Annotated in this window: 19 protein-coding genes and 1 tRNA gene; 8 read left to right on the top strand and 12 right to left on the bottom strand. The window is 60.2% G+C overall.

The window, feature by feature from the left end:
- Nucleotides 1-218: 218 nt before the first annotated feature.
- Nucleotides 219-1,208 carry an MJ0042-type zinc finger domain-containing protein gene (locus tag FHS92_RS13350; RefSeq protein WP_184081214.1) on the top strand — a complete coding sequence of 330 codons (990 nt, stop codon included), beginning with the start codon at nucleotides 219-221 and terminating at the stop codon, nucleotides 1,206-1,208.
- A 113-nt stretch (nucleotides 1,209-1,321) separates the two neighbouring features.
- A tRNA-Leu gene (locus FHS92_RS13345) sits at nucleotides 1,322-1,408 on the top strand.
- 189 nt (nucleotides 1,409-1,597) lie between these two features.
- On the opposite strand, the gene FHS92_RS13340 is transcribed toward FHS92_RS13345, so the two are convergent.
- The 7 genes from FHS92_RS13340 to FHS92_RS13305 form a co-directional block, all read right to left on the bottom strand.
- Nucleotides 1,598-1,927, bottom strand: coding sequence for a DUF2924 domain-containing protein (locus FHS92_RS13340; protein WP_184081213.1), 330 nt, complete (start codon nucleotides 1,925-1,927; stop codon nucleotides 1,598-1,600).
- A complete protein-coding gene (locus tag FHS92_RS13335; protein WP_184081212.1) occupies nucleotides 1,920-2,159 on the bottom strand; it encodes a DUF3489 domain-containing protein in 240 nt (79 codons plus the stop codon). The genes FHS92_RS13340 and FHS92_RS13335 overlap by 8 nt, the downstream gene beginning before the upstream one ends.
- 479 nt (nucleotides 2,160-2,638) lie before the next feature.
- Complete coding sequence (locus tag FHS92_RS13325; RefSeq protein WP_184081211.1) at nucleotides 2,639-3,199, bottom strand: fasciclin domain-containing protein; 561 nt, start codon at nucleotides 3,197-3,199, stop codon at nucleotides 2,639-2,641.
- A gap of 83 nt (nucleotides 3,200-3,282) precedes the next feature.
- On the bottom strand, nucleotides 3,283-3,978 hold the full coding sequence (locus tag FHS92_RS13320; protein WP_184081210.1) for an anti-sigma factor: 696 nt from the start codon (nucleotides 3,976-3,978) through the stop codon (nucleotides 3,283-3,285).
- On the bottom strand, nucleotides 3,971-4,546 hold the full coding sequence (locus tag FHS92_RS13315; RefSeq protein ID WP_184081209.1) for a sigma-70 family RNA polymerase sigma factor: 576 nt from the start codon (nucleotides 4,544-4,546) through the stop codon (nucleotides 3,971-3,973). The genes FHS92_RS13320 and FHS92_RS13315 overlap by 8 nt, the downstream gene beginning before the upstream one ends.
- A 356-nt stretch (nucleotides 4,547-4,902) precedes the next feature.
- Nucleotides 4,903-5,814: an energy transducer TonB gene (locus FHS92_RS13310; RefSeq protein ID WP_184081208.1), complete on the bottom strand. Its 912-nt coding sequence runs from the start codon at nucleotides 5,812-5,814 to the stop codon at nucleotides 4,903-4,905.
- A gap of 30 nt (nucleotides 5,815-5,844) precedes the next feature.
- Complete coding sequence (locus FHS92_RS13305; protein ID WP_246351987.1) at nucleotides 5,845-7,905, bottom strand: DUF3857 domain-containing transglutaminase family protein; 2,061 nt, start codon at nucleotides 7,903-7,905, stop codon at nucleotides 5,845-5,847.
- Nucleotides 7,906-8,246: 341 nt separating this feature from the next.
- On the opposite strand from FHS92_RS13305, the gene FHS92_RS13300 reads away from it, so the two are divergent.
- Nucleotides 8,247-8,582, top strand: a complete 336-nt coding sequence (locus tag FHS92_RS13300; protein ID WP_184081207.1) for a MarR family winged helix-turn-helix transcriptional regulator — start codon at nucleotides 8,247-8,249, stop codon at nucleotides 8,580-8,582.
- Nucleotides 8,579-9,841 carry an MFS transporter gene (locus tag FHS92_RS13295; RefSeq protein ID WP_184081206.1) on the top strand — a complete coding sequence of 421 codons (1,263 nt, stop codon included), beginning with the start codon at nucleotides 8,579-8,581 and terminating at the stop codon, nucleotides 9,839-9,841. Before FHS92_RS13300 ends, FHS92_RS13295 begins: the two co-directional genes overlap by 4 nt.
- Before the next feature lie 150 nt (nucleotides 9,842-9,991).
- Here FHS92_RS13295 and rtcR read toward each other — a convergent pair whose 3' ends face one another.
- Complete coding sequence (gene rtcR / locus FHS92_RS13290; RefSeq protein WP_184081205.1) at nucleotides 9,992-11,590, bottom strand: RNA repair transcriptional activator RtcR; 1,599 nt, start codon at nucleotides 11,588-11,590, stop codon at nucleotides 9,992-9,994.
- A 255-nt stretch (nucleotides 11,591-11,845) separates the two neighbouring features.
- On the opposite strand from rtcR, the gene FHS92_RS13285 reads away from it, so the two are divergent.
- The 4 genes from FHS92_RS13285 (at nucleotide 11,846) to FHS92_RS13270 (ending at nucleotide 16,895) form a co-directional block, all read left to right on the top strand.
- On the top strand, nucleotides 11,846-13,075 hold the full coding sequence (locus tag FHS92_RS13285) for an RtcB family protein (RefSeq protein ID WP_184081204.1): 1,230 nt from the start codon (nucleotides 11,846-11,848) through the stop codon (nucleotides 13,073-13,075).
- Between the two features lie 36 nt (nucleotides 13,076-13,111).
- Entirely contained in the window at nucleotides 13,112-13,573 is a 462-nt protein-coding gene (locus FHS92_RS13280) for a hypothetical protein (RefSeq protein ID WP_184081203.1), read from the top strand.
- Between the two features lie 25 nt (nucleotides 13,574-13,598).
- Nucleotides 13,599-14,615 (top strand): RNA 3'-terminal phosphate cyclase, encoded by a 1,017-nt coding sequence (gene rtcA / locus FHS92_RS13275; protein WP_184081202.1) that lies wholly within the window; start codon nucleotides 13,599-13,601, stop codon nucleotides 14,613-14,615.
- 297 nt (nucleotides 14,616-14,912) lie between these two features.
- Complete coding sequence (locus FHS92_RS13270; RefSeq protein ID WP_184081283.1) at nucleotides 14,913-16,895, top strand: AAA family ATPase; 1,983 nt, start codon at nucleotides 14,913-14,915, stop codon at nucleotides 16,893-16,895.
- Nucleotides 16,896-16,904: 9 nt separating this feature from the next.
- Here FHS92_RS13270 and FHS92_RS13265 read toward each other — a convergent pair whose 3' ends face one another.
- From FHS92_RS13265 to FHS92_RS13250, 4 genes are read right to left on the bottom strand one after another with little or no spacing between them, the layout of a single operon-like run.
- Nucleotides 16,905-17,423, bottom strand: coding sequence for a hypothetical protein (locus FHS92_RS13265; protein ID WP_221231049.1), 519 nt, complete (start codon nucleotides 17,421-17,423; stop codon nucleotides 16,905-16,907).
- Nucleotides 17,420-19,033: a sensor histidine kinase gene (locus tag FHS92_RS13260; protein ID WP_184081201.1), complete on the bottom strand. Its 1,614-nt coding sequence runs from the start codon at nucleotides 19,031-19,033 to the stop codon at nucleotides 17,420-17,422. The genes FHS92_RS13265 and FHS92_RS13260 overlap by 4 nt, the downstream gene beginning before the upstream one ends.
- Nucleotides 19,030-19,743, bottom strand: coding sequence for a response regulator transcription factor (locus FHS92_RS13255; protein ID WP_221231048.1), 714 nt, complete (start codon nucleotides 19,741-19,743; stop codon nucleotides 19,030-19,032). The genes FHS92_RS13260 and FHS92_RS13255 overlap by 4 nt, the downstream gene beginning before the upstream one ends.
- An 11-nt stretch (nucleotides 19,744-19,754) precedes the next feature.
- A complete protein-coding gene (locus FHS92_RS13250) occupies nucleotides 19,755-21,392 on the bottom strand; it encodes a DUF4153 domain-containing protein (protein ID WP_184081200.1) in 1,638 nt (545 codons plus the stop codon).
- Nucleotides 21,393-21,507: the final 115 nt, after the last annotated feature.

Here is a 21,507-nt window from a genome sequence, read left to right as displayed (position 1 = left end):
TGTGCGAACAGCCCGCTTGCTGTCCATCGCACAAGCGGAGGGGGCCGTAAAGCAAGGATATGGGACGGGAACGCCCTTCCCTGTCCCGCGTTTATTCCGTGCCTGTCGGAGGGGAATGCTGCGCTTTGCCGCGCGTGCCCTGCCGATCGTGCTGCAATCATGACGTCATTTGCGCGTGGTCACTTGCGCGTCGATCCCTTGCGCGCTTATGAAGCGTCATGATCCTCGTCTGCCCCAGTTGCGCGACCCGTTATGTCGTCCCCGATAATGCCATTGGCGTAAACGGCCGTCAGGTTCGCTGCGCAGCATGCAAGCACAGCTGGTTCCAGGATGGCGTCGTGCTGGCTGCACGGCCCGAGACGGCGCCCCCGCCTGCGGAACCATCCCCGCCCCCCGCTCCGCAGCCGGTGGCCCCCGCCCCAGAGGCTGCGCCTGTGGCGGAACCGACTGCCGAAATTACGGCCGATGATGGGATGGACGACTGGTTCAACGAAATATCGGCGAGCGCGGCAGAAACCGCTGCCGCGCCCGCATCGGACGAACCCCTGGCGTCTCGGGACAGCGTCGATGCGATCGCGCAGGATGCCGGGTTCGACATCGTCCCGGCCGACGCTCCCCCCGTGGAACCGGCGGCCGCGACGGAAAGCGTTCCCCCTACTCCCACCGCCGAAGTGGCAAGCAATTTCGCTGTCGACGATGTCTTCGACCGTTCACTCGGTTCGACCGGCGGGGACGACGACGCGAGCCCCTTTGCCTCCGAAGTCCCGTTCCGGCCCCGGCGCAATCCCGCAAAGCTATGGACCATGGTCGCGGTCGGCTTTTTCCTTGTCGTTGCCCTGCTCGGCGGAGCACTGTGGTATTACGGGCCACCGGAATGGGCGGTGCGCGCCGGACTGGTTGCCGATCCGGGCGAGCCGGACCTGCTCTTCTACCTCCCCAAGCCACCGGAACGACGAAAACTTCCCAACGGCTCGGAATATTTCGCCTTCAACGCGCGGCTGGTGAACAGCGGTACGTCCACCTTGCCAGTACCGCCGGTACTGGTGGAGCTGCGCGACGGGCAGAACCGTCTGGTGTTCAGCTGGATCACCAAGGCCGACAAGGCGGAACTGAAGCCCAATGAAGAAGCGGGCATCAACGAGAGCCGCCTCGACATCCCCAAGAACGCGGAAAATCTGTCGTTGGGCTTCGTCAACCGCGGAAATTGAGGCGTTTTCGCCGCTACCCACAAAGCGGAGAAAGGGCGCTTGCATGGCCCCCGCCCCTTTGCTAATGGCCAGCGCCTACCAGATGCCGGGTGACCGGTTTCTACCTGTGATGTGCGGTCGTGGCGGAACTGGTAGACGCGCAACGTTGAGGTCGTTGTGGCCGAAAGGCCGTGGAAGTTCGAGTCTTCTCGACCGCACCAAACAGTCCTGCAAGACATCCCCTAAAGGGTACCAGTGAGCGGCTAGCCCTCGGAGCGGCGCAGTTATGGGGGGATTGTGGCTGTCACACAACTGTGGGTGCAGCCAGAGACGGGCGATAGCGCGATCGTTCCGTGCGCGCTATCGCCCGCCGTCTCAGGCGCGAAAATTCTGACTGCAGGAGGTTTGGCTCAGGCGAACCCGAGGGCTATGCGCTGGTCGGTCCAGGCGAGTGGAAGATCGACAGAAAGCAGCGAGCGTGGAGTCAGCGTGCGCGGCTGATCGGGTCGCGAAGGAGACAGTGTCGGAGCCTGCCTGCTCAACGACCGCTCCAACTCGCGCGCCACCAGCGGCGGCAGGCCGCCTAGCCGCCGCTCCTGCAGACGCTGCGCCAGCAGGCGCCGCAGCAGCGCTTCGGGCACGGATGGCAGTGGCGTCTTCTCCAGAGCCAACCGACACTCGCGCAGTTGGGTACCCGACAGCCCGGCCAACGCCGCCAGCTCCTGCTCCGCCTTACGCATCGACGGTGATCCGGTAGCGGGTGACATCATCGACCTTCGGCTTGGTGATTGCGTAGCCCTTCTTGCGCAGCCCCGAGAGCGCCGCAGGGGCAGTATGGGGCAACCAGCCGGTTGCCTCGATGAGCTCGGCAACGCTGGCCCCCTCCTCCCGCGCCAGCAGAGCAAGGACGCGCCGAAGCTTGCCGCTCAGCGGCGACTTCGCGGTAGAGTTTGAGGTCATGATCTTGGGCATGGGTAGTCTCCTGATGTGAAGCCGCACCGTTGCTGCTTCCACCACCCCAAGCCCCGCCGAGCGCTTCGGTCAGGGGTGCGCCGGGCTCAGCCAGCGCGATTCAGTGCGGATAGCAATGCTCGAAACACAGGCGAAGTCGAGTGAAATGTCGGCTTGTGCAGACGAACCGGCCCTTGCGGTGTTCCTTCGACAGCGGGCTGGTGAACGGCTGTTCGGTGGACGCCTTGCGCAGAACGGCATAAGCCTGCGCAGACAGGCGCGTTCGCCATTCAGCGTCGGTCAGCTTGACGGGTGCCGACGTTGCGGCAGCGGCATCGCTGCCAATCCCCGGCGTCGGCCATACGGCTGCGCCGACAGCACCGGTTATGCAAAGCTTGGCAAAGGTGCGGCGGCTGGAAGAACAACAAACACGTCCATTGCGTATCCTCCTCAAGAATAGGGCGCGGGGCGCCGGGCATGACCGGCGGCCCCGCCTTCGATCAGGGCATCAGCACCGTGTCGACAACATGGATGACCCCATTGGACTGCATCACGTTGGCGATCGTGATCTTGGCCTTGCCGCCCTTGGCATCGGTCAGCCACCAGGCACCGGCCTTGTCTTTCCACGCCGTCAGCGTTTCACCCTGGACCGTGGTCAGCACGGCCTTGCCGCCATGAGCCTTGGCATTAGCGGCAATGTCCATCGCGGTCATGCGGCCGGGGACGACATGATAGGTCAGGATATTGGTGAGGGTCGCCTTGTTTTCGGGCTTCACCAAAGTCTCGACCGTGCCGGCAGGCAGTTTCGCGAAGGCAGCGTTGGTAGGCGCGAAGACCGTGAAGGGGCCAGGGCCTTTCAGCGTATCCACCAGGCCGGCAGCCTTGACGGCGGCGACGAGCGTCGTGTGATCCTTGGAGTTAACGGCGTTGTCGATGATGTCCTTGGTCGGGTACATGGCAGCGCCGCCGACCATCGGATTCTTCGCCTGCACCGCGCTGGCGCCAGTGAGGAAGAGGGTGGTAGCGAAAGCGAGTGCGAGCGTCCGAGAATAGGCTTTCATGTCGAGCATCCTTGATCTGGCACCCCGGATAGTGGGATGCAGGTGAAGATACGCAAGCGGACACGAAATGGATGCAGGCGTCGTTAAATAACGGTGATTTTGCCCGTAAGAACCGGCTGCGAGCTTGGCGCCTTGTGTGGCGCGGAAGCGGTATCCTCCATCGTGATCGCGAGCGTCACCCCGCTTTTGAGGAATTTGGCGTGAGCCGGGTCGACCGTCAGTTCTTGTCCTTCGGTTCCGATAATGCCCAGCGAGCGCGGCACGCCGTCCTCGGGGATGACCCACAGTTCGGGACTTTTGTCGCCGGTCGGAAGCGATGTCGTACTGAGGCGCAGCACGCCCTGCCGGGCGTCAAAGGCGATGGCCATGATGGCCGGGCCTTGTGCCCCCACCAGTTGGGATACAGCCATAGGCGCCGGCGCGTTCAAATCGGAAGGTCGCACTGCGATGAACAGCGCCAGGCTGGCCGCGATGGCCCCGCAGACCAGCGCACCGCCACGCCACAGGCGGAGGCTGTGTATATTGGAGACATCCCTGCTAAGGCCAATGCCGGTCCGGGCCTCCACGGCTTTCCAGATATGCTCGGGCGGTTGAACGGGCGGAATGGCATGCAACAACGGTGAAAGTCGCAGGCTCCAGGTCTCGACCGCTGCCGCGAAGGCCGGATCGGAGAGACACAGACGCAATGCTTCCACGCGATCGGTCCCCTCGAGCAGTCCCAAGGCTAGCTCGGCGGCGAGGGTGTCGCGATCGGGCGTGGGAGGGGATGGATCAACCATCGTTGAGGCACTCCTTCAATTTCTGTAAGCCGCGCCGGATCCAGCTCTTAATCGTGCCCAGCGGGGTGCCGCTTTCGTCCGACAATTGCTGGTAGGTCATGCCGTCCAGAAAGGCGCGGCGGATCACACTCGACTGGCTTTCGTCGAGTCCATCTAGGCAGGAAAGAAGGCGGCGGCGATCCTCATCCTGTTCGGCAACGGCATCGGCCAACGGAGCTTCGTCAGCGATGGAAAGCACGGCGTCATCATCAAGCGTGCCATGGTGATGCTGCGCTCGCCGCCAGTCGACGGCGGCGTTATGCGCAATCATCGCCAGCCAGGAGATGGGGCTGGCACGCTGGGAGTCGAAGGAGCCTGCCCGGCGCCAGACCTTCACATAGACATCTTGCAAGATATCCTCCGCCGCTTGCCTGTTCCCACAGATACGGAGGCAAATGCCGAATAGTTTCGCCGAGGTGAGTTTATAGACGATACGAAGGCTGGAAGCGTCGCCAACAGCGGCGAGCTGCAACGCCGAAACAAGGCGCTCCCTATCGCGTCCGACCACCTCGATATCCTTTTGCGCCATGTGATCAGATTGCCCTTTTGCGTTACCTCGTCAACAAGGCCCTGCTGGGGAGAGCGGTGCCGCTCGAACGTCAACCAATCCGACCTATTATGCCGGGGGCGGACATATTCCTATTGGCCATTGGTTTCTTAACCGCCTGCTCCGCCCTTCCGAGATGCGTGAATGAACGGACGTCCGGTTTCAAGGAGCGCAAACTACAGGGTCAATGTCTGCAACTGAGCGGCTTCAACCCTACCGTTCGAGAAATCGGGTGGTATTTTCTCGATCCGCCCAACCAATTTAACGAGGCTGTCGATCTACCTACGGTAAGAAATCGCCTGACTGCGCGCTATCATAATCTCATTTATTTTCGGTTTTCAGCAGCATTCGGACAATATGCCATCCGCTCGCATTGCCATCTTTGTCGAATGTGGAGAATGGCGGATCAAATTTCTGGTCAACGACAGTGCCGCAAAAGTCCGTCGCCATTTGATCGCTTCCACGCTGTTCCATATACTTGCATTGGCCAAGCCTGCCGTCCGTATTCGCTGTGAAACGGTAACATTGAGCGCGCGCTGCTCATAACCGGGCATTGGAGCCAGCACACGCGCCAATAGGTCAGGTGTGAAGACATCCGCTTGACGGATTTCGACTTCAGCCGATGCCCCCTGATAATTTCCACGCAGCGCAATACCCATGACGAGCGGCATCATTTCTGCCTCATGTTCGCAGGGCTTTTCGCGCGTCGCCGCTATCGCCGGTATATGGACCGCGACCTTGCATGTCATAACCTTGCCCGCCTGATCGATTGACAGCAGCATCGACGCGAAATTTTCACTCACTGGAGACTGCGCACCGGCTGGCATGACCCATTTGACACGACCCGCATATGTGCCTTCCGCAAGCTTGCCCGCTGGATCGCGCGGAGGCGAGAACTTTGCATTGGCCATGAGACGGCTGCAAGTGGCGCGATCAAGCACGTCAAACCCGCTGCTCTCGACAATGTCGCAGCGACTGGGCTTGCCGGTGGCGTCGACCGTCATTCTGAATGACGTCATGCCAGTCATGGCATATCGCAAGGCGGTTGCGGGATAATCATCAGATTCCAACCATAATCCGGGCGAACCCAGAGGCGTCGCCGTCGGAGGACTTGCCTCCGGCGTATCGGCGGAAGCAGATGAAACGCAGGCTATAATCGCCAAGGGAATCAGCAACATTCTAATCGAATTCATACTGTTTCCCTTCCTGCAGTGCTCGGCCACGAGCCATTGTGCTACCAGCGGGACCATTTCTAATCGCGGGGTGACGGCTACAGCTAGTTACCCAGCAGGTTTATCCCGGGCATCTGCTGAGAGGCATGGCACATTGTCCGCCGTCCAGTCGATTTCGTCAGTAGATGGGACATTGGGTGCGCTTGCGATTGGTTTTTGCTGCCCCGCTGGATCGAAAAATATATAGCCTCTACTATTATCGAATGCGGCAATGCGCTCATTGTCCTTTCGTGCGGACGCGGCATCAATCTCCTGACGCTCAACGCGAGAGCCACGGATCATGCGGATGGCTCCGCCCCGCAACGCAAAGGCACGGTAATAATTCCGTCCGAATATGTGGGTATCGAACCCCGGTTTGGAGGCCCACTGCCCGGATCGAGTCGAGGTGGGGAGCCGGACGGTCGTGACGTAACAATCATAGTCTGGCTTGTTGTAATAAGGCAGATTCTGGTCCTGATCGGCAGCACGACCCCGCCGATCAGGCGGACTGAAGCCGCCGCCGGGCAAAGCCATGGAACGAGCACCATCTCCATCATCTTCCCAGTCGAGCTTCCAGGTGCCAACGATGGTAAGCACGCTCGCCTGAGCCTTTTCGTCGTAGCGCCATTTGACGTCTTCGACCGTCTGCCATGTATTGCCCACCAAGCTCTGTCTGAGCGCATTGGTTAGCTGATCCGGGGTTGCGCCGGATAGCTGAACTTGTTGTTGAAGTCCTTCGATCCCGCGCTTGATCGATGTGCTGACCACATGCGCGGGTTGATCGAAACCGGCGCGCGTGTCGATGTCTGTCAAGTTGATTTCGTCAGGTCGGTTTGCCGGACGCCACTCGATGTGTTCCAAAGAACTTCCTTGTGTGGTCAGTGGTAGAACCCATCGATACGGCAAAGTCGGCGTAGTGCTCGGCGGAACAACTGAAGGAAGTGTGCCGTCAAGCCAGTACCAAGTGCCATCGATATGCGCTCGTACAAGAACATGATCGAACATGCGCGGGCTAGGCAGGCGCTCGTCAAGGCCATCATCAGTCCCGCTGTTATTTACAAGCACTGGCTCTGCCTCAATGCCCATTTCGCGAAGGAGTGCCAGAAGCAGCACCGTCTTGGCCTTGCAATCGCCATAACGGCGCTGCCAGGTCTCATCGGCCATCGCTGGTGTCAGATTTCCACTATTAAGGCCGATAAAGATGTAGCGTATATTCTGCTGCACCAGATTGAGGGCGGCGCTTGCACGGCCCAACTTGGTAGGATTGCTGGCAGCAATTGCGCTCGCCTCATTTTTGATCGTCGATCCGGACGACAGGATGGCTGCTTTGGCGAAAATCGGCGCTAGGCGGCGCGAAACACCCGCCCACTCCGAAAAGCTACTAAATTCGACAACACGTTGCCATTGGAAACGCCCCGGTGCATCCTTGGACGGAACCAAGATACCTGGGTTGTCGAACCGAAAATCGACGGCACGCTCACCATTCTGAACAACCGCCGTCATATCCCGCGTCATCTTAAGGCTGGGCTTCCAGCCATCGTCCCAACTCAACTCCAGATGATAGCGGCCGGGGAGAGGACTGGACCCGAGAAATAGCAATCCAGCGTCATCCTTTCCTAGGGTGGGATCATTGACATGGATCGTGTAGCTCACTTCCAACTCGTCGCCGACCCGAAGGTCGGGAACGCGAAGTACTGCGGTCAATCTGCCGTCCAGTCTCGCGGCTTCCAACTGATCTTCCCGCCGCAGTATCTCGAAAGACGTGGTCTTCAGAACGTCAGTGACCTGATCGCCGCGATAGACCTTTATGTTGTGGATGATCGGAGAGCCAGCTGCAGGGTTCCATGAAATCGAGATATTGCCAGCTTCAAGCGCGCTGGATTGAAGAATCTTGACGCGGTAGCCAGCATATTGCTCTTGGCCCTGTTCGTTCAAATGGACGAGGGCGTCCTGCAGCCGAATAAAGGCCGCACCGCTTGCATTTGCCGGAACCGCCATCAATTCGGATGGAGTGACCCACCGGGGGGCAGGCCCGATAGTTATCTGGTTATTATCGGCACGGGCCAATCCAGGCGCGAGAATCAAGACTAGGAAGGCCGAAGTTAGAAAGCGCAATTCAATTCCCCTCATTTCCGCATATCTTCTTTGAAAGCGAGGAAGATGCAAATCGAAAAGGATTTACAAGCGAATTCGCTTGTCGGTTGACTTTCTCGAACCGAGTAAGGGTCGCTCTTTATGTGGCCTTCATCCATATGAACGACTGGCAGGTATCAACAGGTAAATCGGCCCTCGCGAACGACCGGAATTGGAGCGATCACGCGGCACATTGACTGTTCTACCAACCGCTCTATTTGATGCATATGCATCATAAAGGCCCGAGTCTTTCCCTCACTCCATGCATCTGTACCGCCCTGCGCAAAGCGTCGCGCGCGGTCACCCGTGCGTATGATCTGGTTATGGAAGGGACCGGGATGACAGTTACCCAGTTCGCCATACTTCGTCATCTGGACCGTTTCGGCAAGCTTCCACTGAGTCGGCTTGCCGAAGCGATGGTGATGGATCGCACTTCGCTCTATCGCGCGCTGGCTCCCTTGGAGCGCGAGGGCTGGGTCATAATATCTAGCGCGGGGCAGCGTACGAAGGTGGCGACTCTCAGCGCGAACGGCAAAGTGGCCATGTCCAATGCCACGGGACAATGGGAGTATGCCCAGAACGCGATGCTCACCGCGATCGGTGCTGACGAATGGCGCGACCTTGCAGTAGCGCTGGGCGGTATCGTTAGCGCAAGTCAGGCGCTTCCCGCATGATCCGCCAGTTGCGGATATCGCCACGGACGCGGATCATGCTGGTGGTCGCGACCACGTTTCAGGCGATGCTGATCTCGGCGGGGTTGCGGGCGACGCCTGGCGTCCTGATGGTGCCGCTTACGCTTCATTTCGGCTGGAGCATCACAACAATCTCATTCTCGGCAGCGGTAGGCATCTTCCTTTACGGTTTGGTTGGCCCTTTTGCAGCATCACTGATGGTCACCATCGGCATTCGCCGGACGATGCTCGGGGGGCTGATCCTGATGTCCGCAGCGACGCTCAGCAGCCTCTGGATGCGCGAACCGTGGCACTACATTCTGAGCTGGGGCGTGATATCGGGCTTAGGAACAGGAGCAGTCGCCTCGGTGTTGGGGGCAGCAGTGGTCAACCGCTGGTTTGCCAAGCATCAAGGGCTGGTGATGGGAATCCTGAGCGCCAGCACCGCAACCGGCGCGTTGATCTTCCTGCCGTTCCTGGCCTGGCTTTCCAGCGCCGGTGCATGGCGTCCGGCTGTGTTGACTGTGAGCATTGCCTGCGCATTGCTTATACCTTTGGTGGCAATATTGGTACCCGAGCGACCCGCAGACATCGGCACGACGCGCTTTGGCGAAGCTGTGGATGCCCCGGTGGAGCCTAGTCCGCGCGGGACGCTGGGAATGCCTTTTGTGGTGCTTGGGCGAGCTATACGGCGTCCGATATTCTGGTTGCTGTTCGGTACGTTCTTTGTTTGTGGGCTGACCACAAACGGGCTTGTCGGCACCCACCTCATTGCATTTTGTGGAGATCGCGGGATCGCACCAATAGCCGCAGCGGGCCTGCTTTCAACGATGGGGCTATTTGATCTTGTTGGTACAACCGCTTCGGGCTGGCTCACCGACCGCTACGATCCGCGCAAATTACTGGTGGCATATTATGGTCTTCGCGGCCTTTCTTTGCTGGCCCTGCCGTTTCTGACCTTCGATGCCACGAGCCTCGGGCTGTTTGCCGTATTTTATGGTCTGGACTGGATTGCAACTGTCCCGCCGACCGTAAAGCTGACCAACCAAGCTTTCGGCGAGAGCGAAGCACCGATCGTGTTTGGATGGATTCAGACTGGCCATCAAGCGGGTGCCGCGACCGCGGCCTTTGGGGCAGGCCTCATTCGTGAAATTGTTGGCGCTTACGATGCGGCCTTCTTGCTTGCCGGGCTAGTGGGCGTACTCGCCGCGGTTGCGCTACTCATCTGGCAGGTGCGGACAAAAACGCTATCTCTCGTTTAATCAACCGTCCGCAATCGTCCCGCCACTACATAACGTCGACTTCGCTAATAAAATACCCTTGTCGCTTTTTGGATCGCCGGGATTGACTGAATGAACGACAGCTCTCGGGTGATACCCTTGGAACAAGGAGAGTCCGCTTTGTTGGCGACCTCAGTCGAAACGATCTACAACCTCACTCCATGATAGTTCGAAGCGTGCGAGATATTTGCGCAGACGATCGGCGTCGTTGGAACTGTTACGCCGAGTGCGTGACGCGCTAAATAAGGTGCGCCCTGCTTCGGACAGCGAGCGGCTGGCGCGGCAGACGCGGAGCGCCTCGGCAAGCTGGACACGGTCGAAAAGGTCCATATCCGAAACAGCCTGTTCACCGAGGATTTCGGTAATAACATCGGTGTGATTGTCGCTTTGCCCCGACCACAGTCGTTGCAATCGGCTGATTTCCGCTTCCACGCAATCCAGATCGATGCGTCCCTTGGGGCTGAGCGTTGCCATGCGTGTTATGCTCGCGGCGAGATCGCGGAAATTGCCTGCCCAAATGGCTTGGGGCGAGGTGGAGAAAGCGAGATATCGCAGCCGCGCTTCCTTGTTGAAACTCACCATGGCGCCTTCGCGCTCCGCGAAGCGATCGAGCTCATAGTCCAGATTGGGTTCGATATCCTCGCGCCGGTCGGCAAGGCCCGGCAAGCGGAATGTCCAAAGATTAAGGCGCGCATAGAGGTCGTCGCGAAACGCACCAGCGGCGACCGCATCGCCCAGATCGCGGTTGGTGCCGGCAATCAATTGGAAATCAGACCCAACCTCCCTGTCTGAACCGACCGGCAGGAAGCGCTTGTCCTCAATCGCACGCAGGATCATCGCTTGCTCATCAAGACCAAGCTCCCCGATCTCGTCGAGAAACAGCATGCCCTTGTCCGCCGAACGCAGCAAACCAGGCCTGTCCGCCACCGCGCCGGTGAAAGCGCCCTTTCTGTGCCCGAACAACGCCGACATCGCGCTGTCACCCTTCAGCGTCGCGCAGTTCACCTCGACGAACGGGCCGACGGTCTGGTGCTTCAGTTTCTTGAGTTCGTAGATACGCCGCGCGAGCAGACTCTTGCCCGCGCCGGTCGGTCCCATCAGTAGCATGGGTGCACGAGATCGTCCGGCAACCTGCTCAATCTCGTCGATTATCCGGTTGAAGGCGGCATTGCGCGTATCGATGCCCGACTTGAGGAAAGACGTGCTCTCCGAGCTTGCCACAGCAAAGCGCGTTGCGATGCTGTCGTAGCGCGAGAGGTCGAGATCGATCACACTCCACGTCCCGGCGGGGTCGGGCGATCCGCGTCTAGGCTGGGTCTGCAGCAGGCGACCCGGCAGGTAGCGCGCTTCGGTCAGCAGGAACAAGCAAATCTGGGCGACGTGGGTGCCGGTAGTGATATGAACGAGATAGTCTTCCAAGTCGGGATCGAACGGCTCTGCGCGGGCAAAATCGAGCAGCTTTCCATAGACCTCCTCGAAATCCCACGGATCCTTGAAGTCGAGAACGCGCATGTCGACGCTTGTCTCGGGAGAGACGGAACTGATGTCCTCGGACACATATTCGGCGAGGCGGCGATGCGGTGTACCATGGAGCAACACCAGACGATCGACGCGCAGATCCTCATGCATGGTGAGTCCAACGGTGGGACGCCACTTGCTCCAGCGCGATGGCCCTAATTTGCTTGCGTCCAGCCTTGAACCAAGAAATCCGATTACAGTAAGCGGTTTCATTCTTATCCCATAGGATAAAATACTATTCATTTCGATAAGAAAATGTAAACGCGCCTTTAGACGGCGATTTGCGCAAATTTAAATTAAATTCATTGAAATCAATCATCTGTGAGAATTATTTCGCCGATTCCGAAGAGTTGGCACGGCTCCTGCTATATATTTCTGCGTCGGTCGTAGCGGATTATGCGACCGGCGTGCGGAACCGGGGCGGCCGGAATGGGCCGGCCGCCCAAATCCAGCTATAGGAATTTTGCAATGTCCGAGACGAGAACATTTGATGTGCAGCATGTCGAAGGCAGTGTGCCGGTGAAGATGTGGACGCGCGGCGTTCCCGTCGACGACAAGGCGCGTGAGCAGCTTGCCAAGGCGGCGCAGATGCCGTTCGTCTTCAAGCATGTCGCCGTGATGCCGGACGTGCATGTCGGGATCGGTGCGACCGTTGGCTCGGTGATCCCGACCAAGGGCGCGGTGATCCCGGCAGCGGTCGGCGTCGACATCGGTTGCGGCATGATGGCGGCGCGCACCTCGCTGATGGCGAGCGACCTTCCGGATAATCTGGAAGGCATCCGTTCGGCCATCGAACGTGCCGTACCGCATGGCCGCGATGTCGGCCGTGGCAAGCGTGATGTCGGTTCGTGGGGTGACCCGCCGGCCGCGATCGTCGATGCCTGGGCAACGCTGGTGGAGCGGTTCGACCGGATCACGGAGAAATATCCGCGGTTCAAGAACACCAACAACCTCATTCATCTGGGGACGCTGGGAACAGGCAACCACTTTATCGAGCTGTGCCTCGATACAGAGCAGCGCGTGTGGATCATGCTCCATTCGGGTTCGCGCGGCGTTGGCAATGCGATCGGCAGCTTCTTCATCGAGCTGGCGAAGCAGGACATGCGCAAGTGGTTCATCAACCTTCCCGACGAGGACCTCGCTTACTTCCCGGAAGGGACAGATCATTTCGACGATTATGTCGAAGCGGTCGAATGGGCGCAGGATTTCGCGGCGCTCAACCGGCGCATGATGATGACCAATGTGATCCGGGCGCTGCGCGGACAGATCGCAAAGCCTTTCGACGCCGAGCTCGAAGCGGTGAACTGCCATCACAATTATGTGCGGCGGGAGAACCACTTCGGCGAAAATGTGCTCGTTACCCGCAAGGGTGCGGTGCGCGCGGCGAAGGGCGTCATGGGTATCATCCCGGGCTCGATGGGCGCGAAATCATTCATCGTACGCGGTCTCGGCAATGCGGAGTCGTTTGAGAGCTGCAGCCATGGTGCTGGGCGCGTAATGTCACGCACCCAGGCCAAGAAGCTGGTGACACTCGACGAGCATATCGCCGATACCGCCGGCGTCGAATGCCGCAAGGATGAGAGCGTCATCGACGAGACGCCCAAGGCCTACAAACCGATCGAAGCCGTGATGGCCGCGCAGGCCGATTTGGTGGAGATCGTGCACACACTGAAGCAGGTGGTCTGCGTGAAGGGGTGATCCTCTTCACGCACATAATCTCGGGGGTGGTCGACCATGACGGAATGGGTCAGCAAGTGGGTTCAGGAGGGCCGGCTGTGGATTTGGCGTTACGCAAATCCCCGGCGTGATTGGCGTGGCTGGCATTTTTCAGCCGACCCGGCCGGCTGCCGCTCCGTCCGGAATCTTCTCGATCGAATGAGTGGCGGTGGTGCGTGCCACAGAACATTGAAGCTCGATTCGATTACCGACGATGTTTTACGGGTGCCCAATTATGATCAAAAATCTTTTGGCCAATTTTCGAGAGTGAGGATCGAATATCAACCCGATGCGCAAGACCTCTCTCTCCATCCGGAAAATGATCGGCTTGTCCTGACAGTGGGTAATCGGCGGCTGCAAAAACTGGCTTCTGCGTTCACGGATGTTGAGATTGACGGTGGGGATTTCGGGATAAGAACTTCGGATAATCGAAGGGCTGAACACTGGATGTTCTGGTGGCCGCCCAGAGAACGAAATTAGAATGCAAGCAAAAATCGAGATGAATATGATCACAATCGATGGATCGGAGGGCGAAGGCGGTGGGCAGATCGTACGTAACGCCTGCGCGCTGTCGCTAATTACCGGCGAGCCATTCCGCATCACCAACGTGCGCGGCAACCGCTCGAAGCCAGGCCTCATGCGTCAGCATGTGACCGCAGTCGAGGCGGCCTCCGTTATCGGCAATGCCGAATGCCAGGGATTGAGCGTCGGTTCGTCGGAGCTGATCTTCAGTCCGGGCCGCGTCGTGCCCGGCGAGTATCATTTTGCCGTGGGAACCGCCGGAAGCACCGGACTTGTCCTGCAGACCATCCTGATGCCGCTCGTTTTGGCGGATGCGCCTTCGCGCGTCGTGCTGGAGGGCGGCACACACAATATGCTGGCGCCGCCGTTCGAGTTCATCGAGCGAACCTTCCTGCCGATCATCAACCGCATGGGTCCAATGGTTTCAGCCAAGCTGATCCGCCACGGCTTCTATCCGCGTGGCGGAGGGCGGATCGAGGTTGAAATCACACCTGCGGCGTTGAACTCGATCGATTGCATGGATCGCGGCGAGCAGCTTGGTGTCGCTGGACAGGCGGTCTTTACCGGCCTACCATTCGATATCGCCGAGCGCATGCTGAACCGGGCAAGGCTGGACCTTGCCAGCTGGCCCGAAGACGCCTTTGCGATCCGTGAACTGCCCGTGGATCAGGGGCCGGGCGTGATCCTCCTGCTGGAAGCGCGCTATGCCAATGTCACCGAGGTCGTCAGCGGCTTCGGCCAACTTGGCGTGCCCGCCGAGCGGCTGGCGAAGACGTCGGCAGCGCGGATGAAAGGCTATATCGAGAGCACAGCTTTCGCCGGGCCCTATCTCGCGGACCAGGTGATCCTGCCCTTCGTGCTTGCGAGCGGTGGCGCTTTCACGACCGTGAAACCCAGCCAGCACATGCTGACGGCAATCGACATCGCGCGACGCTTCACCGGCAAGACTGTCAGGCTCGAACGTCAGGATGGCGGACGCCACCTCGTCATCATGAGGTGAGGCACGGTTCTTGCGGTCGATCGGTGGACAATGCCTCAATATGATTTCGGCATTGCAGATGCGACCAGATTCGGCTAAGGGACCCACCGCTTGAACGGCAATTCCGCCGTGGGCAGGAGAAAATCATTGCTGGACTCACGCATTCTCTCGGGCGCCGTGCCCGCCGCGTTCCAGCCCTTCGCCTAGGCGTCTCCTCGCCGTGGCAGGGGCTGAATGCCGCTGCCCGGTTTCCCGATAGATATGGAAACTGAAACAGCGACCACGCGCGTCTGCACGGTCGTTCGCGAAGCGAGACTTATGAACCAGATTCAGATCACCCGGCGCATGCTGCGTCGGGCCCTGCGCGGCATGACTGCCGCGTCGCAACAGGCCAAAGGTCTGCTCGAATTCGGGCGGGCCAATGGCTCCACGCTCTTCGGTCTCAAGGCCGTGGAGGCGAAGAAGCTCAGCTGGACCGCACTCAAACGTGCGGTCGCGGTCGATGGACCTTGCGCGGACGACGGCGCCAATGACGGCAATGGCGTGCTTCGGCTCGCGCGCGAGCTGTCCGCCCTGCTGCGCCTAGATGAGATTGACAGCGCGATCGTCGGGGTGACGTTCGCGCTCGACCGGCTGTGCCTGCCCGGTGAACTCGACGAATTACTTTCCCGTTCCGGCAATGACCTGCCTGCGATGATTGGCGAGACGGCTGGCGCCGAGCCACAGGAGGCCGAACGGAGGGTGCGGCTTAATCCGCTTTTCCGGATGGGTCTTGCTACTTTTCGTGCCGACTGGCGCGGTCAGGTGGGGCTCGAAATCCGCTGGGCGCTCGAGAATCTGCTCGACCGCCAGCCGGAGAGCGAGGCGGGTATCATCACGCAGATGGTCGGTCCGCGCCATGCCGCAGGCCTGCCGCTGTCGGCCTTTGCGCACGTCGAGGATGCCGAGTTTCTCTGCCGCCTTCTCGAAGGCACAAGGCGCGAACGCGCCAGAGGCATCAACATTCTGATCCATGGCCCGCCGGGCACGGGCAAGACCGAGTTTGCGCGCAGCCTAGCCGCAGCGGCCGGGTTTTCGCTCCATAGTGCGGGCGAGGCAGACGGGGATGGCGACGAGCCCGACCGGCGCGATCGCATCGCCGCCTTCCAGATGGGCCAGCGTCTGCTTGCCGGTAAGGGCGATGCCGCACTTCTCTTCGACGAGATGGAAGATCTGATCGGGGATGCCCAGCCGATTCAAGGTGACTGGATGCGCGGGCGTCAGGGCAGCAAGGTCTTCGTCAACCGCCTGCTGGAAACCAATCCGGTTCCCGTGATCTGGACCACCAACGCCATCGGCAATGTCGATCCGGCGATCCTGCGCCGGATGAGCCACATCCTGAAACTGGACCTGCCCTCGAAAAGCACCGCCATGCGCATGCTTTGCCATGTCGCACAGGAGGAAGCCGTTACGCCCGGCAGCGGCTGGGAAGGGCTTTTGGAAAATACACCTGAGGCAGCGTCGGTGCTGCGCGTTTCCGCACGCGGCGCGCGGCTGGCGGGTGAGACTGACGGCGGGCTGCGTCCTGCCCGCGCTCTGGTCAAAGCACTGCGAGGCGACAACGATCTTCCGCTCGATGGTCCCGGACCGGTCGATCTTGACCTGTTCGAAACCGACAGGCCGCTTGCTCCTCTGTTCGAATGCCTGCGGACAAGCGAGCATCTGGATGTCTCGCTGCTTCTGACCGGCGTTCCCGGCACGGGCAAGACCGCGCTCGCCCACCACTTCGCGCGCGCCCTCAATCGCCCGCTGTTGGTGCGACGGACCTCAGACCTTCTTTCCAAATGGGTCGGAGAGACGGAGGAGCGCATTGCCGAAGCCTTTGCCGAGGCACGGCGGAAGGAAAGCGTGCTCCTGTTCGATGAGGTGGATTCGTTGTTGTTTGATCGGAGCACTGCCCGCGTCAACTGGGAAGTCAGCCAGGTCAACGAGCTGCTGACCTGGCTCGACCGTCACCCGCTGCCTGTGGTCGCTGCGACCAATCATGGCTGGCGGCTGGATCCGGCGACCTTGCGGCGCTTCATCTTCAAGGTGGAGTTGCGCGCGCTTTCGGGAGCCAAGGTGGAACGGGCCTTCAGAACGTTTTTCAGTGTTGAGCCACCTGCTTCGCTGGCATCCGTGCACGGGCTTACGCCAGGCGACCTCGCCGTCGTTGCGCGCCAGTTGCGCCATGATCCGGCACGCAATGCAAAGGAGATTGTCGAGCGGCTGAGAGCCGAAATTGCCGTGAAGCCGGCCATGGCCCAGCCGATTGGCTTCTAGGACGAGGAGCTATTTGCCTGCAGCAAGGTTCACAGCTGCGGAGCGGAGCAATGCCCTCGCATACAGACGATGAAAACCGAGCAGCAGGTGGAAGGGTATTTGCATCGATTTGCGACCCGTCGTTCGATTGGTTGCCGACACGACACCTGTGCCGAAGAAGAGCTGCGTAGCCGTCTCGGTGCCGCTCCCAATCGGTTCCACCATCAGCCATGACCGTGTTCGCCCCTGATAATCGCAAAGGAGAAGTTGTTCCGGCATCCGGCCTTCCACGGTCCAGGCGGCAAAGCTGTCGGTTGAACCAATGGCCAGTTGTTTGGCTTCCTGGTCGGTCGAAGGTTTCGTAACGAGCCATTTGAGGATGAACCGTTCGACCTTGAACAGGCGGCTTGTGTAGAATGCCGTTACGAACTGCTGCTGCGAAATATCCCTGGCAACTTCGATCGCGAAGCAGTCCGTGTAATACCCCTTCGTGTTATAGGCAGAAAGGAGCGAATGCTCCGGCAGCGGGCGTGGGATGATCGTGTTCACGCCGCCCCGACCGTGATCCTGAAATGCGCCCCGTGTTCCGATGGGACCAGCTCCAGCGAACCGCGATAGGCCTGCAACAGTGACCGGGCGATCGACAGGCCGAGGCCGGTGCCGCCCTGTTCGCGTTTGCTGGTGAAGAAGGGATCGAAGATGCGAGCCTGATCGGCCGGAGGCACACCGGGGCCATCGTCGACAAGATCAAGGTTGACCTCATTAGCATTCCGAGAAGCCGATACCGACAATTTGCTTGCACCCGCCTGCCGGGCATTTTCGACGAGTGTGGTGAGCACGGCTTCCAGCGCGTCCGCATCAATTGCGAGCGCGGGAAGCGCATCCGGAAGGTCCAGCCGAACAGCAAAGCCTGATCCGCCCAGTCCATCCGCCACAGCGGCCAGTGTCGGGGCAATGTCGGTCTGTTCCTCCACCCCGTCCATGCGAAGATCGGCCTGCGCCAGCTCCATGAGTCGGCGGACGAGGCGGGACAGGCGCTCGGCATCCGCCGCCATATTGGCGAGAAAGCGTTCCCGGTCAGTCGGGGGCATATCCTCGGCATGATCCTGCAGCAGCTCGATCGCGCCGCTGATCGCGGCGAGCGGCGTCTTGAACTCGTGGCTGACGGAGGAGGCGAAATCGCGCAGATAGCGCGACCTCTTGTCGATGCTGGCGGCCATCACCTCGAAATCGCGGAACAGGTCGCGGATTTCGACCACTTGCAACGATGGTCGGACGGGGCTGACATGCCTTCCGGAAGACAAGGCCCGGGTGGTGCGGCTCAGATTTTCGATCGGCCGCACGATTGCGCGGGAGAGAACAGCGGACAGGACGATCAGCAGCAGGAAGATCGCAACGACGCCCAGTATGATCTTTCCGCGATCCTCGTAAATGCCGCGAAACAACGCGCGCGGAGAGCGTGAGACCAGAACCACCGCTTTGGCCTGCCCATCAACCGTGATCGGGCGCGTGTGGTGCAAGCGAATGTTAGACGCACGGCTCAGCCATTCGAACGGATAATGCGCTCCGTAATTCTCGTTGATGCGTAACACTGTCATAGGCTTGCCGCCGAGCGCCGAGTGGACTTCGGGTAGGAATGCAAGACTGCGCCCTCGATCCGGGCCGGTCAGAACCGTTCCGCGCGCATCGAGCATGATGATCGACGACAGCGTCGTGCGTTTGGTTTCCTCAAAGGCGGGTTGCAGATGATCGGCCACGGACAATGCTGCCGGGTCGGGCGGTTCCCTGGCGGCTTTCGCTGGCGGTCGCGGTGGAAGAATGGGTGAAGAGCGCAGATCGATCTCGGTTGGATGATCGCGAAAGGTCGGCATTCCATAGGAATTGTCGCCTCTGTCGACTGCGTCCAGAAACGGATCGGCCTGCGTGGCAATCCTACCTTTCCGCCCGGGCCAGTCGACGGCAGCGCTGGCCGCCAGTGCCGCGCTCTGTGCCACCAGCTCCGCTTCCGTCCGGCGCACCAGCGCATTCTCGTAAACGCGCAGGAAGATGGCGCTTATCCCCGGCAGTGCCGCCACGAACAGCAGTGTACCGAACAGAATTGTCCTCAGTCGCAGCACAGGCCAGTGGCGGGCGACGAAGGCCTTCAGCGTCGCAATCATGCGGATTGGGACCGCCCCGTGCAGCTTCCGAGCCGATAGCCGACGCCGGCGCGCGTTTCGACCAAGTCCTCGCAGCCCGCATCGGCGAACTTTCGCCGTAGATTGCGAATATGGCTGTCGATCGTTCGGTCGGTGATTGCAAAGCCGGGACCATGTAGCCGGTCGATGATCATTTCGCGCGAGAAAATGCGCGACGGCATGGAGGCGAGCGTCCGCAATATCGTAAACTCGGTAATGGTGAGCGCGATTTCTTCGCCATGCCAGCTCGCAGTCCATGCATCGGCGTCGAGTGTCAGGCTGCCATGGTGGCTGGCTCCAGCCGCAGCGTCGACCTCCGGCGGCTTGGCGGCCGTGCGGCGTAGTATTGCCATGGAGCGGGCGACCACCTCGCGCGGCGAGAAGGGCTTCACGACATAATCGTCGCCGCCCAGTTCGATCCCCAGCACCCGGTCGATCTCGTCGTCGCGCGAGGATAGGAACAGGATCGGCACGTCGCCCGCGGCGCGCAGGCGGCGGCAGACTTCCAGCCCGTCCATGCGCGGCATGTTGATGTCGAGGATAACGAGATCTGGCGCATGGGCTTCGACGCGGGAGATCGCCTCCTCGCCGTCCTGCGCCTCGATTGTGTCTAGTCCTGCCTTGCCGAAGGCAAAGACCAGCAACTGGCGGATGTGCGGATCGTCATCGACGACAAGGATGGTGCGCGGCATGGGGCACATGATCATTTCCGCGTCTCGGCTGTCAACGTGGTTGATGGCTTTGGCGTAGGAACGGATGCAGTTGGTTCTGGCCGGGGCCGTGTTGTCGGCGTTGCAGGCGTTGGAACACTAATGACTGGTTGGGGCGGAACAACACTGCCGTCGCAGTTTCTCATGGCGGGTTTGAGCGGGATCTGGTGCAGCGTCTGGATCAATTGCTCCGACTGTGACAACCTTTGCTCTCCCCGCATCGTCCAGGCGTGAACCATCTGTGAGCGAAGCTGCCGGTGGATGTCACTCCTTACCGCCTGAACCCTTTCTCGAAATGCGGGCTTGAGGTCAGGGTTCTTCTCCAGATCGATGAGAGGCAACAGCGACGAGCTGCCGAGTTCGCTCAAATAGCACAGGTCGAGCGCAGCGCCCTTTCCACCGGCCTCCCGCGCATGGCGGATGTTCCACCATGCCGCGGCGTTGCCCAGATCGATCAAGCTTACGACCGCCAGCAGGAGCGCAGCGGTGGTGAGATTCGCGTTAATGAGCCAGCTCGCGCTTTTGGCCCGGAGCAGCCGCCAGCAGATCAGCATCAGCCCGGCCGCGACGAGCAGCATCCATGCCAGCGCGGATATGCGCAGCACGGTAAGCGAGTAGGCTTCGACATAATCGAGCAACCGCAAGATCGAGGAGCCGACCAATAGGATGTTCTGCGCAATCCAAAGCACAACCAGCCTGCGGATCATCGGTACGGCCGCAGTGGAGGAACCGGGGCGCAACGTTACGATTACGAACAGCGCGGCAAGCAACGCTGTCATGATCAATGGATAGGCCCCGCGATGCGCATATTCGGCTAGGGTTATGCCTTGGGGCATAGGAACGGCTCCGCTCAGATAGGCGGCGTCCATAAGGTTCTGCATCGCGAAGAGCAGATTGAACGCGATCAGCGACAGCTTGACCGAGGCGATGGAAACACCAGGCATATCAAGGTCGCCGCTGCCATCGAATGTGGGCAGGAGGCGCTGGGCAAGACGGGGGTGGATTAGGCTCCACGCCGCAATGAAGAGCACGGTCCAAAGCATCATTCGGGCGATGGTCTGAAACGATAGCTCGGGCACGCTGATGCTGGCGAGGATCTGCTCGATCACCGGATTAGCAGCCGAGAACAATGCGAGGATGATCGCGCTGCCGATCAAGGGGAGCATCAGCACTGGTATGCCTGCTCGTAGGTCAAGGCGGCTGTTCTGACGTCTGCGTTTAGCCTTAAGCACACCCCTGGCATCCAGAATCGGCGCAAACGGCGTTCGTAACCCGTGCAGGAGCAGTCGCTGGAACCAGCGCCAGCCGTCATCGAAGTGGCCGCTGGCGGGTAGAAGCGCGGCCATTCCGGCGGCGACCCAGAACAAGGTCCATGCCAGCAGGCTTGCATCATAGATCATCGCGAACGCGAACAGTGTTGCAGCCACAGTAGCAAACAGCGCGCGCCTGTCCCGCCGTACGCCTTGACGCGCCGCGATCATACCGGCCAGCAGCGCCAGACCGTATATACCGAGATTGCCTCCGGCCAGTTCCCACTGGAAAAACAGCAGATCGCCAATGCCAACCAGCGCAAACGCGACCGCCAGTTTCCATATAAAACTGCGCTGCAAACGAAACCCTGAAACGGTCATGATTACCTCCCATTGATAGCGGGAAGCATTGCCAGCGCGATGCGCAGGCTGTGTCGTTCAACCCAAGGATTTACAACGCTGATGATGTGCAGAACCTGTGCAGAGAAGCGAAAAC

Origin of the sequence: Sphingobium subterraneum (assembly GCF_014199435.1) — a bacterium.
Lineage (GTDB): Bacteria > Pseudomonadota > Alphaproteobacteria > Sphingomonadales > Sphingomonadaceae > Sphingobium > Sphingobium subterraneum.
The sequence above is the reverse complement of the archived record's forward strand: the minus strand, read 5'-3'. Positions and strand labels throughout refer to the sequence as shown.

Bases quoted from the DNA above. Each gene is read 5' to 3' on its own strand.
- FHS92_RS13280 (WP_184081203.1), top strand. From the start codon at position 13,112: ATGACGGAATGGGTCAGCAAGTGGGTTCAGGAGGGCCGGCTGTGGATT.
- FHS92_RS13295 (WP_184081206.1), top strand. From the start codon at position 8,579: ATGATCCGCCAGTTGCGGATATCGCCACGGACGCGGATCATGCTGGTG.
- FHS92_RS13305 (WP_246351987.1), bottom strand. From the start codon at position 7,905: ATGAGGGGAATTGAATTGCGCTTTCTAACTTCGGCCTTCCTAGTCTTG.
- FHS92_RS13340 (WP_184081213.1), bottom strand. From the start codon at position 1,927: ATGCGTAAGGCGGAGCAGGAGCTGGCGGCGTTGGCCGGGCTGTCGGGT.
- FHS92_RS13285 (WP_184081204.1), top strand. From the start codon at position 11,846: ATGTCCGAGACGAGAACATTTGATGTGCAGCATGTCGAAGGCAGTGTG.
- FHS92_RS13250 (WP_184081200.1), bottom strand. From the start codon at position 21,392: ATGACCGTTTCAGGGTTTCGTTTGCAGCGCAGTTTTATATGGAAACTG.
- FHS92_RS13325 (WP_184081211.1), bottom strand. From the start codon at position 3,199: ATGAAAGCCTATTCTCGGACGCTCGCACTCGCTTTCGCTACCACCCTC.
- FHS92_RS13335 (WP_184081212.1), bottom strand. From the start codon at position 2,159: ATGCCCAAGATCATGACCTCAAACTCTACCGCGAAGTCGCCGCTGAGC.
- FHS92_RS13315 (WP_184081209.1), bottom strand. From the start codon at position 4,546: ATGGCGCAAAAGGATATCGAGGTGGTCGGACGCGATAGGGAGCGCCTT.
- rtcA (WP_184081202.1), top strand. From the start codon at position 13,599: ATGATCACAATCGATGGATCGGAGGGCGAAGGCGGTGGGCAGATCGTA.
- rtcR (WP_184081205.1), bottom strand. From the start codon at position 11,590: ATGAAACCGCTTACTGTAATCGGATTTCTTGGTTCAAGGCTGGACGCA.
- FHS92_RS13320 (WP_184081210.1), bottom strand. From the start codon at position 3,978: ATGGTTGATCCATCCCCTCCCACGCCCGATCGCGACACCCTCGCCGCC.
- FHS92_RS13350 (WP_184081214.1), top strand. From the start codon at position 219: ATGATCCTCGTCTGCCCCAGTTGCGCGACCCGTTATGTCGTCCCCGAT.
- FHS92_RS13255 (WP_221231048.1), bottom strand. From the start codon at position 19,743: ATGCCGCGCACCATCCTTGTCGTCGATGACGATCCGCACATCCGCCAG.
- FHS92_RS13310 (WP_184081208.1), bottom strand. From the start codon at position 5,814: ATGGTCCCGCTGGTAGCACAATGGCTCGTGGCCGAGCACTGCAGGAAG.
- FHS92_RS13270 (WP_184081283.1), top strand. From the start codon at position 14,913: ATGAACCAGATTCAGATCACCCGGCGCATGCTGCGTCGGGCCCTGCGC.
- FHS92_RS13260 (WP_184081201.1), bottom strand. From the start codon at position 19,033: ATGATTGCGACGCTGAAGGCCTTCGTCGCCCGCCACTGGCCTGTGCTG.
- FHS92_RS13300 (WP_184081207.1), top strand. From the start codon at position 8,247: ATGACAGTTACCCAGTTCGCCATACTTCGTCATCTGGACCGTTTCGGC.